The 13586-nt window shown below is 63.8% G+C and carries 10 protein-coding genes; 7 read left to right on the top strand and 3 right to left on the bottom strand.

Annotated features, from left to right (window positions below; genetic code table 11):
* Nucleotides 1–8: 8 nt before the first annotated feature.
* The gene (gene glnA / locus ACFPTO_RS21810; protein WP_377714633.1) at nucleotides 9–1508 is read left to right on the top strand and encodes a type I glutamate--ammonia ligase; all 1500 of its coding nucleotides are present in this window, start codon (nucleotides 9–11) and stop codon (nucleotides 1506–1508) included.
* Between the two features lie 53 nt (nucleotides 1509–1561).
* On the opposite strand, the gene ACFPTO_RS21805 is transcribed toward glnA, so the two are convergent.
* Nucleotides 1562–2935 carry a virulence factor family protein gene (locus ACFPTO_RS21805; RefSeq protein ID WP_377714631.1) on the bottom strand — a complete coding sequence of 458 codons (1374 nt, stop codon included), beginning with the start codon at nucleotides 2933–2935 and terminating at the stop codon, nucleotides 1562–1564.
* Nucleotides 2932–5550, bottom strand: a complete 2619-nt coding sequence (gene mprF / locus ACFPTO_RS21800; protein WP_377714629.1) for a bifunctional lysylphosphatidylglycerol flippase/synthetase MprF — start codon at nucleotides 5548–5550, stop codon at nucleotides 2932–2934. Before mprF ends, ACFPTO_RS21805 begins: the two co-directional genes overlap by 4 nt.
* 639 nt (nucleotides 5551–6189) lie before the next feature.
* Here mprF and ACFPTO_RS21795 point away from each other — a divergent pair.
* From ACFPTO_RS21795 to ACFPTO_RS21770, 6 genes are all read left to right on the top strand, one after another.
* The gene (locus ACFPTO_RS21795; RefSeq protein ID WP_377714627.1) at nucleotides 6190–7350 is read left to right on the top strand and encodes a porin; all 1161 of its coding nucleotides are present in this window, start codon (nucleotides 6190–6192) and stop codon (nucleotides 7348–7350) included.
* Between the two features lie 361 nt (nucleotides 7351–7711).
* Entirely contained in the window at nucleotides 7712–7930 is a 219-nt protein-coding gene (locus ACFPTO_RS21790) for a hypothetical protein (RefSeq protein WP_377714625.1), read from the top strand.
* Nucleotides 7908–8639 (top strand): GntR family transcriptional regulator, encoded by a 732-nt coding sequence (locus ACFPTO_RS21785; RefSeq protein WP_377714623.1) that lies wholly within the window; start codon nucleotides 7908–7910, stop codon nucleotides 8637–8639. The genes ACFPTO_RS21790 and ACFPTO_RS21785 overlap by 23 nt, the downstream gene beginning before the upstream one ends.
* A 491-nt stretch (nucleotides 8640–9130) precedes the next feature.
* Nucleotides 9131–10378, top strand: a complete 1248-nt coding sequence (gene frc / locus ACFPTO_RS21780) for a formyl-CoA transferase (RefSeq protein ID WP_377714621.1) — start codon at nucleotides 9131–9133, stop codon at nucleotides 10376–10378.
* A gap of 107 nt (nucleotides 10379–10485) precedes the next feature.
* Nucleotides 10486–11298: a fumarylacetoacetate hydrolase family protein gene (locus tag ACFPTO_RS21775; RefSeq protein ID WP_377714619.1), complete on the top strand. Its 813-nt coding sequence runs from the start codon at nucleotides 10486–10488 to the stop codon at nucleotides 11296–11298.
* A gap of 86 nt (nucleotides 11299–11384) precedes the next feature.
* Nucleotides 11385–12386, top strand: a complete 1002-nt coding sequence (locus tag ACFPTO_RS21770) for a hypothetical protein (protein WP_377714617.1) — start codon at nucleotides 11385–11387, stop codon at nucleotides 12384–12386.
* A gap of 114 nt (nucleotides 12387–12500) precedes the next feature.
* Here ACFPTO_RS21770 and ACFPTO_RS21765 read toward each other — a convergent pair whose 3' ends face one another.
* Complete coding sequence (locus ACFPTO_RS21765) at nucleotides 12501–13445, bottom strand: LysR family transcriptional regulator (protein WP_296659451.1); 945 nt, start codon at nucleotides 13443–13445, stop codon at nucleotides 12501–12503.
* Nucleotides 13446–13586 lie beyond the last annotated feature (141 nt).

Genomic DNA, 13586 nt, shown 5'->3' with positions numbered 1-13586 from the left:
GAAAGCCCATGTCCAGTCCTCACGGTGCCTCGCCGCTCAGCGTATCCGTCGACGCCGGCAGTTATCGCGTCGCACGTCCCGAAACGCCGCAGCAGGTCATCAAGCTGCTGCGCGAACGCGAGATCCAGATTGTCGATCTCAAGTTCACTGATCTGCCCGGCCTCTGGCAGCACTTCTCCATCACGTTGCCCGAGGTGCACGAAGGTCTTTTCGAAGACGGGATTGGTTTCGACGGATCGTCGATTCGCGGATTTCAGGAGATTCAGGAATCCGACATGCTTTTAAAGCCGGATCCGACCACCGCGTTCATCGACCCCGTGAGCGAGACGCCCACGCTCTCGTTGATCTGCGACGTGGTCGATCCTGTGCTGCATCAGCCGTATTCGCGCGATCCGCGTTACGTTGCGAAGAAGGCCGAGGATTATTTGCGGCAGACCGGCCTTGCGACGACCTGCTACTTCGGTCCCGAACTCGAATTCTTTATCTTCGATTCGATCCGCTTCGGGCAGGATGCGCACAGCGGCTACTACTTTGTCGAATCCGCCGAAGGGGACTGGAACAGCGGCCGTGACGAAGGCGCGTATGGCGGCGGCAATCTCGGCTACAAGCCGCGCTTCAAGGAAGGCTATTTCCCGGTGCCGCCGCACGATACGCTGCAGGACATCCGCTCGACCATCGTGCTGATGCTGCAACAGGCCGGCGTGCAGGTGGAAGTGCATCACCACGAGGTGGCCACCGCGGGACAGAACGAAATCGACATGCGCTTTGCCACGCTCAAGCGGATGGCCGACAACGTGATGATCTACAAATACATCTGCAAGAACGTGGCGCGCAGCAAAGGCAAGGTGGCGACCTTCATGCCGAAGCCGCTATTCGCCGACAACGCGAGCGGCATGCACTGCCACCAGAGCCTGTGGAAAGACAAAGAGAATCTGTTCTACGACGCGCACGGCTGGGCGCTCACATCGAACCTCTGCCGCTGGTACATTGGCGGCCTGCTCAAGCATGCTCCGGCGCTGATGGCGTTCTGTGCGCCAACAACGAATTCCTATAAGCGCCTCGTTCCCGGCTACGAAGCGCCGGTGAATCTTGCGATGTCGCAGCGCAACCGCTCGGCAGCCGCGCGCATTCCGATGTACTCCGATTCGCCGAACGCACGGCGCGTCGAATTCCGTTGTCCCGATCCCTCGGCCAATGCGTACCTCGCGTTTTCGGCGATGCTGATGGCCGGGCTCGACGGCATCGAAAACAAGACGGACCCGGGCGATCCGCTCGACGTCAACATTTACGACCTGCCGCCCGAGCAGGCGAAGAACGTCCGCCAGGTGCCGGGTTCGCTCGACGAATCGTTGAATGCGCTCGAAGCCGACAACGAATTCCTGCGCAAGGGCGATGTCTTTACCGAAGACGTGATCGATACGTGGCTGGAATACAAGCGCGTGCACGAACTGGATGCGATCCGGTTGCGCCCGCATCCATGGGAGTTTTACCTGTACTTCGATATTTGATGCTGTGTGCGGCGCGGCGCGATCCGTGGTTCCCGATCGCGCTGCGCGCATGACTAACCGCGTGCCGCGATTTCCTTCTTCCAGCCGTCGATGATTCTCGTGGCAAGCGCGTTGTAATCGCCGTCGAAGTGGTGGCTGCCGTTCGTCTTGACGACGTCGATCCCCGTGTTCACGAGCGCCGGGCAGAGCGTGTCCTTCTCGTCCGCGCCGTAGACGCATTGCACGATTGCAGGCGGCACCTTCGCCAGTTCAGGCCGCACGGGCAGCGCCGAATCGCTCGCGGGCATGCCGAGCCAGCCCGTCACGCGGATCTGGAAATCGGCGTCGGGCGCAAAGCCGAGCAGCGACATGTACGACACCTTCGCGCGCAGCGCGTCGGGCAGGCGGTTATAGGCGAACGGCATGACATCCGCGCCGAACGAATAGCCCACGAGCGCAATGTGCTTCGCGTGCCAGTGCGCGGCATAGGCCTTGATCACGCGCGCGAGATCGTGGCTCGTCTGCGCGGGCGGCTTCTCTTTCCAGAAGTAGCGCAGCGAATCCCAGCCGACCACGGCGATGCCGTTCTTCTGCAACGCCTCCGCAATGGTCTTGTCGAGATCGCGCCAGCCGCCGTCGCCAGAAATCACGATGGCGAGCATGTCGGTCGGCTTCGCGGCAGGCAATTCGACCAGTGGCAGATCGGAGATGTCCTCCTCGCTTTCGGTCACGACACGCAGATGCGGCGCGGCCAGCGAGACGAGCTTGTCGGCGCCCGTGAGGTTCGGCGCGAAAACGTGCGGCGTTGCCATGCCCGCGCCCGCGACTGCCGGAGCACGTGCGCCGCCGCTCGTGACGCCTTGCTCGAAGAAGCCGGGCAGGCCCGTGCCGCGGCTCAGTTTCGGATCGGCTGCGCACGGAGCGAAGCGCGCGTCGAGCCGCGCGGCGGGGTCGAGCGAGATCGCGCCTGCGAGCGTGTTCGCGGGCGCCTGCGAGAGCATGCGCGCGGCGATCAGCGCGCCTTCGCCGCTGCCGATGGCAATCGGCGCGAAATACTGGCTCGATTCCTGTTGACGCTCCAGTTGATGGCCGATCGCTTCGGCGTCGCTATAGAGCTTGTGGCAGGTCTCGGTTTTCACGGCGGCGAGGTTCGCCGCATAGCGCGACGTGTCCACGCCCACGACCATTGCGCCGTGCTTCGCGAGGGCATCGGCGCGCGCCTGGTCGTCGCTCGCCCAATGCTCGCCCGCCGAGAACAGCACGGCGAAGCCGCGCATGGGGCCGGACGGCTTCGTGACCGCGACGTCGCCGTAGCGGCCGCCGGGCACGTTCGTGACCGGCGTTGAAGCCGTGTTGATGGCCGCCTGCGCCGCCACGCAGGCGAGCAGGGCGGCGCTGGTGGCGCAGGCGGCGATAACGCGCGGCAGCGCCGGAAATCGAATGGTCATGAACGACTGCCTCCAGCCAGCAGTGAAAGATCGGCGAGTGTGATGAAGACGCTGATCGAGCCCGACGCGGCCAGATAGCGCGGTTCCCAGCGCGGCGAAAACTTGTTCTTGAAGCCGCGCAGGCCCCGGAAGTTGTAGAACCGGCCGCCGAAACGCCAGATCAGTCCGGCGAGGCGATGCCACGGCGAGGCAAGCGGCGTGGCGCCCATGCCCGAGAGCGGCGCCATGCCGAGCGACAGCGTCTCGTAACCCGCGGCCTTCAGATGCAGCGCGAGCTGCGTGAACAGATATTCCATCGTGTACGACGACGCATCGGGCAGATGACGCATCACGCCGACCGTTGCCTCGGTATTGAGGTCGGTCGTCATGAACGTGACGAACGCGAGCGGCTCGCCGTGCTGGCGCACGAGCAGCGCCGACTGTGCGGCGAGATAGTCGTCGTCGAAGGCGGCCACCGAGAAGCTCTTTTCGCGTGCGTCGCGGCTGTCGAGCCAGGCGTCGGAGATCGCGCGCAGCGTCGGCAGATGGGCGTCCATCTGCGCGCCGTCGATGTGCTCGATCGTGAAGCCGTCGCGTTCGCCGCGCTTGAGCGCGTAGCGCAGATGCGCGCGCTGCGAACCCTTGAGGTCGAACTCGCCGAGCATCACGCGCGCTTCTTCGCCGAGCTTCATCAGCGTGAGACCGGCGTCGAGATAGAGCGGCAGCGCGTCGGCGCGCACCTGGTAGAATGCGGCGCGTCCTCCGTGGGCGTGTGCGAGCGCAACGAACTCGCGAACAAGCGCGGGCCATTCCTCGCGCGGGCCGACGGGGTCGTGCAGCGCAGCCCATGTGCGGCCGCGCTTGGCGTACATCAGGAAGGCATTGCGCCCGGCTGTGAACAGGAAGCTCTTGTCGCCCATGAGCGCGAGACCGGCGTCGCTGCGTTCCTGCGCGCGTACGATGCGTGCCGCTTCAGCGAGATCTTCGCTCGCGGGCATCACGAAGCGGCCTGCCGCCGGACGCAGCAGTTGCCGCGCCGCGAGCGCGGCGGCGAACATGCTCGCGCCGAGGGTCGCGCGCAGCGCGCGCGGGGCGCGTCCGTCGAAGGCGAACTGCCACCACAGATTGTGCGAGTACTGCACGTCGCGGAAGGCGAACAGCAGCACCCAGACCGCTAGCGCGATCACGCAGCCCACGGAGGTGAGCCAGCCGGTCGTGAAGGGCTCGGCGAACAGCGACGAACGGCGGTTGAAGCGGTGCCGCGTGGCGAAGAGCAGCACGATCAGCACGCACAGCATGCCCGCTTCGACGAACGCGAGACCCTTCGCGAGCGACAGCACGAAGTTGGTGACGGCGATCATGAGCGCGAGCCACCAGGCCGCGTCGAGGCGGCGCAGCAGCCCGCGCGCGACGAACAGCAGCAGCACGCCGAACAGGCTGCCGAGCAGTTGCGAGCTTTCGAGCACCCAGAGCGGCAGCACGGTTTGCAGCAGCGCGATGCGGTGCGTGAAAGCGGGCGTCGCGCCCGAGATCACGAGCATGCCGCCCGTCACGAACGTGACGACGGCGAGGAAGAGCGGGGCGAGTTGCGAGACGCCGCTCGCGCCGCGCACTCCTACGTCCGCGAGGCGCACGCCGAGCGGACGCGCGAGTGCGCGGCCCTCGAAAGCGGCGAGCAGCGCGGCCGAGAGGATCAGCGGCGCACCGAAGTAGATCGCGCGATAGGCCAGCAGCGCGGCAAGCACCTGCGAGCCGGGCACGGCGGAGCCGAGCGCGAAGACCATCGCGGCCTCGAACACGCCGATGCCGCCGGGCGTGTGGCCGATCAGGCCGAGCAGCATCGCGGCGCTATAGACGGTCAGGAAATCGATCAGTGCGACTTGCGCGTGCGGCATCACCGACCAGAGCGCGAGCCCGGCGCCCACGACGTCGAGCGCGGCGAGCAGCAACTGCGCGACGAGGTCGCGCCGCGCGGGCACGGCAAAACGCAGCCAGGCGCGTCCGAACGGCTCGATTTCGCGCGACTTCGTGGGGCATGCAACGATCAGCGCGGCGCCGAACGCGAGGAGCGCGCCGCCGATCCAGCGCAGCTTCTCCGGGGCGAGGTGCAGCATGCCGGAGAGCGTGCCGGCGGCGCCGGCCATGCCGAGCGCCGTCATCAACGTGAGTGCGAACGCAAGCGTGGCGCTCGTGAATACGGTCATGCGGCCGATCTGTGCGGCGTTCACGCCCGAGCCGCCGTAGACGCGGCAGCGCACGGCGCCGCCCGTGAGCGCGCCGAAGCCGGTGACGTTGCCGAGCGCCGATCCGGCGATGGCGCCGACCCAGAGCGCGCCGCGCGGCACGCGCGCGCCGAGGTAGCGCAGCCCGACCGCATCGCGCCCGACGAGCGCGACAAAGCTCAAGGCCGTGGCGCCGACTGCGCCCATCCATTCGGACGGGGTCAGATTCCAGAGGTGACGGATCACCGACCGGTAATCGACGGACTGCGACAGGTGCTGGAACACCACGAGCAGCAGCGCGCCGATGCCGAGCGCGAACGCCGGTGCGACGAAGCGCTGCAGGTGCAGGGCTTCTGCGCGGCGCTTTAGTGCGGCGGCAACACGCATCAGGCGCGAGGATTGCGAGTGGGGCATGGATTGTTCTGACAATGCTTCGGTGCGGTCGTTGTGGCACAACGGATTGCCCGGAGCGGACATCGCGGTTTATACGTCGTGCTTCGCAGGGGTGAGATGGCTTTGCAAGAGGCGGCGTGGCGAAACGTAATGGTTTGGTAAATGGCCGGTAAAGTCAGGAAACGCTTCGGAGCGCAAGGCGGTTGACAATCCAGGGAAAAAGAACGGTAAATCGGTGTTCGATCAAGGGAGCGCGGGTGGCCCGCGCGATAATGCGTCGCACCACAGACGGATGTGGTTTAAAACGGACGTTTGAAAATAAAAATCGCCGGTTCGCGTATATGGCGACGCATGCTTCTTCTGAGTATTGTTATTCGATTAAGGGCCGTGTGGATGTTTGCAGTACGTAGCTAACTAAGCCGCGCCGGAATGCCCGTTTAGCGGAGGGCTGGCGGGAGTCTGGCGCACGTCAGGCCCGGGTATGGCAGATCCGCAGGCGCAATGAATTTGTTTGCCGATGCAATCATTTTTAAAACATCTGCATAAAGCCACGGGCCGCTGTTAACAATTTGAGACACCTTTTTTAATTCTTTTACTTCGCCGTCCGGGAGAGTTAGTCTGGTTTAGCCAAGTGATGTTTTACTGTGCCGGGAGAATAACGTGAACCGACTCGCCCTGACATCTCTTTCGCTGTCGGCGCTTTGTGCCGCAGGTTTGGCCCATGCGCAGACCAGCGTGACGCTGTACGGCACCATCGATACATCGATCACCTTCATCAACCACGCCAACGGCAACGCGAATCAGTGGTCGCTTGGCAACACCAGTTTCGGCAACCTCTCGGGGTCGCGCTGGGGCCTGAAAGGCGCCGAGGATCTCGGCGGCGGTCTCAAGGCGATCTTCCAGTTGGAGAACGGCTTCAATCCGTCGACAGGCACGCTCGGGCAGGGCGGCCGCCTGTTCGGGCGCCAGGCCTATGTCGGATTGACTGCCGAGCAGTACGGCTCGCTCACACTCGGCCGCCAGTACGACCCGCTGGTCGATCTGGTTCAGGGGATTACCGCGGATAACTACTTCGGATCGGTTTTCGCGACCCCGGGCGACGTCGACAACTACGACAACAGCTTCCGCGTGAACAACGCCGTCAAATACACGACGCCGATGTGGAACGGTCTACGGGCCTCGGCCATGTACGCCTTTGGCGGTGTGGCCGGCTCGACGGGCTCCGAGCAGTCGTACGCGGCCGCCGTGGCCTGGACCAGCGGCCCGCTCAGCCTCGCGGGCGGCTACTTCTACGCGGCGAACAACCAGGCTGCGCTCGGCATCCGCGAGACCTGGATCAGCACCTCGGACGGCCCCTTCGACGGCCCGATCAACGCCGGTTACGCAGCGGCGCACTCGCTCGCGATCGCGCGGGCGGCGGCGCAGTACATCATCGGCCCGTTCACGATGGGACTCGGTTACAGCAATGCGCGGTACGCGCCGGACGCCAGTTCGGTATTCCGCAACACCCAGAAATACAACACCGGGCAGGGCTTCGTGAATTACCAGCTGAACCCGGCGCTGCTGCTCGGCGTCGGCTACAGCTACACGCGGGCGAACGGCGATACGTCGGCGAACTACCACCAGGTGTCGATCGGCGCGGACTACAGCCTGTCGAAGCGCACCGACCTTTACATGACGGCGGCCTGGCAGCACGCAAGCGGCGAAACGGGCGACGGTCTGGGCGGCTCGATGCCGGCCGAAGCGTCGATTGGCTCGTATGGCTACTCGGGCACGAACACGCAGGCGATCGTGAATTTCGGCTTGCGCCACAAGTTCTGATATGGCCGGTTTTTCCCCCGACGCCGGGTGCGCCCAGTAAGCGGCTCACCCGGCGTTCTGCATCGGGTGAACGGCACGCGCCTGTGCGTCCGCCAGTCGTTCGTGTGTATGTTCGGTTGTCCGGACCGCTACTCCCTCTTGCCGTAGGGGCCGATTTCTATCTAGGATTGACTCTTTAGCGTCAAATCCGGCCCGCGTGGGCTGGCCGCAAACCCGACGGTTGAGCACCCATTGAAGCACGTGTTGCAGACAAACGACGATATCTGGATGGTATGTGATATATCACATACAGAATATTGCCTTTTGTCGCGACGCAGCATATGATTGAGCCATTCGATCACTCAATCTGATGGAGCTTCAAATGGATTTCGTCTCTCTCGCGCTCTTCAGCGCATCTGTCTTGGGGTTAGGCGCCGCCGCCACCGTTCTGATCGCCAAATGGCTACCGAAGTCGGCCGTCGAAGCGGCAGCGGAACACGGCCGGTTTGTCGGTCTGGGCGAGGCGCTGGTTGCAAAGCAGCCGGCGTATCGTCCGCAGTTCCGTAAAGAGGCAATGAATGTCGTCAGAACTTCAAACTGAAGCTGTAGCCCATCCTTCCCCCGCGCCGCTCCAGCTCGCGTTGCAGCCTATCAACGCGACGCTGAGCCTGCGCGATCAGGCGTACGCGATGCTGCGTCAGGCCATCGCGGACGCCGACATCTACCAGTCACGCGAGGAAATACGGCTCGACGAGCGCGTGCTCAGCGAGACGCTCGGCGTCAGCCGTACGCCGGTGCGCGAGGCGATGACGCTGCTCGAACAGGAAGGCTTCCTGCGCATGGTGCCGCGCCGCGGCATTTATATCGTGCGCAAGAGCAAGCGCGAGATCGTCGAGATGATCCAGATGTGGGCCGCGCTCGAAAGCATGGCTGCGCGGCTTGCGACGATCTATGCCACCGACGAGGAAATCGCGAATCTGCGCCACATGTTCGACAATTTCCGCGACAGCACGCCGGCGGAGCATATTGCCGAGTATTCGGATGCCAACATCGCGTTTCATCAGGCGATCGTCGAGCTTTCGAAGTCGCAACTGATCCTTGAGACGATCAAGAACATCTTCGTGCATGTGCGCGCGATCCGGCGCATGACGATTTCGCAGAGCGATCGCGCGTCGCGCTCGATCGTCGACCACCTGCGGATCATCGAGGCACTCGAAAAGCGCGACACCGAACTGGCGGAGCGACTCGTGCGCCAGCATTCGCTCGATCTCGCCACCTACGTCGAGAAGCATTGCGACTTCCTCGATTGACCGGGACGGCGTAGCGCAGGCAACGTTGTTATCTGCGAAACGGGAGGCTCCACGGCCTCCCGTTTTGCGTTTACCGCGCGACACGTTCTAACGCCCGGTGGGGCAAAGCTTTATGCGCATCAACTTTTTCATTTTCAAGAAAGTGATGCGCGGCTCGCCTGCATATCGCCGAGCCTTGTGTATCTCGCCCGTATGTATCTCGTGCACTGAATCCAGTGCACCGCGCTGCTCTGAGCCTCGGGGTTTTCCCGCGCACGCGCCGCAGCAATGAGCCCGGAATTCACGTAAATCGATGCTGGACGGGGTTTTGAGGCGATTCCACACGCATCCTGCCACGGATAATCCCGCTCTTGCGTGGCATTGATATATCACATACCGTATTGTCAAACGGCGCAGGCTTCCGTCGCTCCCATGCGAACGCTGACGCGGCCGCAGTTCCCACCGATTTTCGAAAACACGCCCGGCCACGACTACTAATAAGGAGACATGACATGGGCAAGGCATTGGATGGCGTGCGGATCCTCGATTTCACGCACGTACAGTCGGGTCCGACGTGCACGCAACTGCTCGCATGGTTCGGCGCCGACGTCATCAAGGTGGAGCGCGTTGGCGCTGGCGACATCACCCGCGAGCAACTGCGTGACATTCCGGACGCAGACAGCCTCTACTTCACGATGCTCAACGGCAACAAGCGCTCGGTCACGCTCGACACCAAGAATCCGCACGGCAAGCGGGTACTCGAACGCATGATCCGCGACTGCGACGTACTCGTGGAGAACTTCGCGCCCGGCGCGCTCGAGCGCATGGGTTTTAGCTGGGAGCGTATCCAGACGCTGAATCCGCGCATGATCGTCGCATCGGTGAAGGGCTTCGGCCCGGGGCCGTACGAGGACTGCAAGGTCTATGAGAACGTCGCGCAATGCGTGGGCGGCGCGGCCTCGACGACCGGCTTCGACGATGGCCCGCCCGTCGTGACCGGTGCGCAGATCGGCGACAGCGGCACCGGGCTGCATCTCGCGCTCGGCATCGTCACGGCGCTGTTCCAGCGCGAGCACACCGGGCGCGGACAAAAGGTGCTCGCCGCGATGCAGGACGGCGTGCTCAACCTGTGCCGCGTGAAGTTGCGCGACCAGCAGCGGCTCGATCGCACCGGCGTGATGAAGGAGTATCCGCAATATCCGAACGACGATTTTGGCGAAGCCGTGCCGCGCGCCGGCAATGCATCGGGTGGCGGCCAGCCGGGCTGGATTCTCAAGTGCAAGGGCTGGGAGACCGATCCGAACGCCTATATCTACTTCATCGCTCAAGCGCCCGTGTGGGAACGGATCTGCAAGCTGATCGGCCGCGAGGAATGGATTGGCGATCCGCGCTACGCAACGCCCAATTCGCGGCTGCCGCATCTCAAGGAGATCTTCGCCGAGATCGAGCGGTGGACGATGAGCCGCTCGAAATTCGACGCAATGGCCGTGCTCAATCGCTACGATATTCCGTGCGGCCCGATTCTCTCGATGAAGGAGATCGCCTCGGACGAGTCGTTGCGCACGAGCGGCACGATCGTCGAGGTTGAGCATCCGGTCCGCGGCAAATACCTCACGGTCGGTAATCCAATCAAGCTCTCGGACAGTCCCACCGAAGTGACGCGCTCGCCGCTGCTCGGCGAGCACACCGATGAAGTGCTCGCCGAATTCGGCTACTCGCACGACGATATCCGTTCGCTGCGTGCAGCCGGCGCGATCTGAACGCAGTGCACAGGCGGGCGTCGCACGACGCCCGCCTGAATGAATGTGACTGTGAATGTGACTATCCGCGCGCCGGAAGTCTGCGCGCGGCAACGATGGAGCGAAGCATGAACACCTGGATGCGCTTGATGGCGCCTGACGGCGGGATCGTGTTCGGCCGCGTCGAGAATGGATATCTGCACGAATACGCGGGCCTCGATCAGCTCGTGCCGACCGGCGCGGTGCTGCCGTTGCGTACGCTCAGCCCGCTCGCGCCTTGCGCGCCCGGCAAGGTGGTTGCGCTATGGAACAACTTTCACGCACTCGCCGCAAAGCTCGAAAAACCGGTGCCCACGCACCCACTTTTTCTGTTGAAGCCGGCTGGCTCGGTGATCGGGTCGGATACGCCAATCCTTCGTCCTGCGCACTACGCGGGAAAGATCGCCTTCGAAGGCGAGCTGGGCATCGTGATCGGCAAGCGCTGTAGCAATGTGAGCGAGGAAGAGGCGCAGTCTTCGATCTTCGGCTATACGATTGTCAACGACGTCACCGCGGCCGGCCTGCTCACTGAAAATCCGCACTTCCCGCAATGGTGCCGCGCGAAGGGTTTCGATACGTTCTGTTGCATCGGCCCGGCTATCGTCTCCGGCTTCGACTGGCGCAGCGCGCGCGTGGTGACGCGGCTAGATGGGGGCGAACGCCAGAACTATCCGCTCGACGACATGGTGTTCACGCCCGCTCAGCAGGTGAGCCTGATTTCGCAGGATCTGACGCTCGAAGCGGGTGATGTGATTGCCTGCGGGACCTCGCTCGGCGTCGGCTCGATCGGTGCGGGCGCAACGGTCGAGATCGCGATCGAGGGCATCGGCACGCTGAGCAACATACTCGCGACGGAGCGAGCCGAAGGCGTGCCGGACACCGCTGCCCAAAGCGCGGCGTGAAGGTACCGAAGGAACCGGGAAGAAACCGAAGTCCCCGAGAGCACTGACGACGCGCGCGGCGTGACATCCGGGCGCGAGGAGAACCGATGCGAACGCAACTGGCTGGCGACATCGCGTGGTTGGGCGGCGGCCTGCTTTACGCCTGTGCGATTTGTGCACTTGCACAACTGGCGGCGCTGGCTCCGCCGTGGGCGCGGGGCATGCCAGCCGCCGCACGCGTCGCGTACGGCAGTGTGCGGTGCAGGAAAGCGTTGCGCGAGCCACATGTCGCTGCGGCCATCTGCTATGCACTACTACTTGCCGTGCTGCCCGGCTTGATCGCGTTTGGGGTGACCCATGCCGCCGCTGCGGTGGCTGCGGTCGAGGCGGGCACATTCGCCGGATCGTGGCTCGGTATGCGGCTGGATCCCGGCGTGCGCGTTCGCTTGATTGCCGTGGCGGGGTGCGTTGTGGGGCTGGCGGCGCTCGGCAGCGGTATCGGATGGTTTCTCGCGCAACCGGAATCCGGGTTGTTCGAACAACGTGCGGCGAGCTATCTGGCGGTGGTGCTGGGCTCGCTGCTGCTCGGCGCCGCCGCGAGCGCGGTGTGTGGCGCGGCACATGCAGGAGCGCGCGCAGGTCCGCGTGCACCGTTCAGCGTCGGCGACCGCCTCGTGCACGCCGCAGCGCTGTTGCTTGGCATCGCAGTCGGCTGCGACTTTGCGACGGCGGGTGTTGCCGACGATTTCGCGCTTCCGGCGCTCGCTGCCGGGAGCGTGCTCGGAATGGCGCTCGGCGCGCGTCTCATGACGCGGGCGCGGCGGCCGCGCATCGAACGGTTTGCTCTGCTGCCTGCCGTGGATGCGGGGCAGCAGGCCATCGGCACAAGCATGCTCAGGCTGAGTTTTGCCGGTGTGCCCGACGAACTGCTGGTCGAAGCGTGCGGCAGCGGCGCGTTTGCTCCCGAGTGTCTCTATGCGCGCGCCGCTCCACCCGGCGGGTCCGCACGCATCGCACGTGAAGTGCCGCAGGGCGTGCCGCGTCGGCAGCGCCGCCGTTATCGCGCATTGCGGCGCGTGCGCACTGGCAGCCCCGAAGCAGGCAACTAGCGAGTAACCAGCGGGCAAAAAGCGAGTAACTAGCGGGCAACAAGCAGGCCGCTTGAAGCCAAAGCGGGCGAAGGATCAGGAATGACTAAAGCATCCGCGCCGATCCATAGCGATTCACTTATGAAGGCTGCTTTCCGACACGCGCGTGATGCTTTCGATGAGTTGCGCACCTTCTTCCATGAGGAAGCGCTTGAACGCGAGCGCGACGGGCGGCAGGCGCTTGTTTTTGCGGTGCACGACGTACCAGTTGAGCATGACCGGAAAGGATTCGACGTCGAGCACCACCAGGTGCCCGACCTGCAGTTCGAGGCTGACGGTGTGTGCGGAGAGGAACGCGATCCCCATGCCCGCGATCACAGCCTGCTTGATCGTCTCGGTGCTTTTGATCTCCATGGCGATCTTCAGGTTTGCAATCTTGCCCGCGAACCCTTCTTCCATCGAGTTCCAGGTGTCCGAGCCGCGCTCGCGCACGATAAACGCCTCGTTGGCGAGCGTGCTCAATTTGATGCCGCGCTTGTGCGCGAGCGGGTGCGTGGGCGCTGCCACGATCACATACGGATGCGGCGCAAACGGCTCGTTGATGGCGTCGGTCGCGTGCGGCGGGCGCACCATCACGGCGAGATCGGTCTGGTTCGTCGCCAGTTGATGAAGCAACTGTTCGCGGTTGTAGACGAGCAGGTTGAGCGAAACGCCCTTGTAGCGGCGCGTGAATTCGGCCAGCAGGCGCGGAAAGAAGTAGTCGCCCGCGCTGATCACGGCGACGTTGAGCTTGCCGCCCGAGACGCCTTTGAGCTGGCTCATGGCCTCGTCGACTTCGTGGAACTGCTGGATGATCGCGCGGCTGTAGTGAAGCATCTCGGTGCCTGCCGGCGTGAGGTAGGTCTTTTTGCCGAGCTGTTCGAAGAGCGGCAGTCCTGCATGTTCCTCAAGCTGGCGGACCTGCGTGGAAACGGCCGGCTGCGTGAGATGCAGCTCCTCGGCGGCACGCGAAAAACTGAGGTGGCGCGCGACGGTTTCGAAGACCTTGAGCTGCCGCAGCGTGGCGTTTCGCATCGTCATGACCGATCCATAAAGGAATCTGAATCCTGATAATAACAAACTTTAATTGTGAGTAATTCAGCAATGACCCTAGCATGGCATTGAAAGGAGTCCGAATGCCGTCCGTACAGCATGCGGGTTAACGCTGGGGTAGGGAAAACA

Origin of the sequence: Paraburkholderia denitrificans (assembly GCF_042655705.1) — a bacterium.
GTDB lineage: Bacteria > Pseudomonadota > Gammaproteobacteria > Burkholderiales > Burkholderiaceae > Paraburkholderia > Paraburkholderia denitrificans.
Note: the sequence above shows the minus strand (reverse complement) of the source record. Positions and strands in the feature narration are given on the sequence as shown.

Coding starts and splice junctions, on each gene's coding strand:
- glnA (WP_377714633.1), top strand. CDS start 9: ATGTCCAGTCCTCACGGTGCCTCGCCGCTCAGCGTATCCGTCGACGCC.
- ACFPTO_RS21805 (WP_377714631.1), bottom strand. CDS start 2,935: ATGACCATTCGATTTCCGGCGCTGCCGCGCGTTATCGCCGCCTGCGCC.
- ACFPTO_RS21790 (WP_377714625.1), top strand. CDS start 7,712: ATGGATTTCGTCTCTCTCGCGCTCTTCAGCGCATCTGTCTTGGGGTTA.
- mprF (WP_377714629.1), bottom strand. CDS start 5,550: ATGCCCCACTCGCAATCCTCGCGCCTGATGCGTGTTGCCGCCGCACTA.
- frc (WP_377714621.1), top strand. CDS start 9,131: ATGGGCAAGGCATTGGATGGCGTGCGGATCCTCGATTTCACGCACGTA.
- ACFPTO_RS21775 (WP_377714619.1), top strand. CDS start 10,486: ATGAACACCTGGATGCGCTTGATGGCGCCTGACGGCGGGATCGTGTTC.
- ACFPTO_RS21770 (WP_377714617.1), top strand. CDS start 11,385: ATGCGAACGCAACTGGCTGGCGACATCGCGTGGTTGGGCGGCGGCCTG.
- ACFPTO_RS21765 (WP_296659451.1), bottom strand. CDS start 13,445: ATGACGATGCGAAACGCCACGCTGCGGCAGCTCAAGGTCTTCGAAACC.
- ACFPTO_RS21785 (WP_377714623.1), top strand. CDS start 7,908: ATGTCGTCAGAACTTCAAACTGAAGCTGTAGCCCATCCTTCCCCCGCG.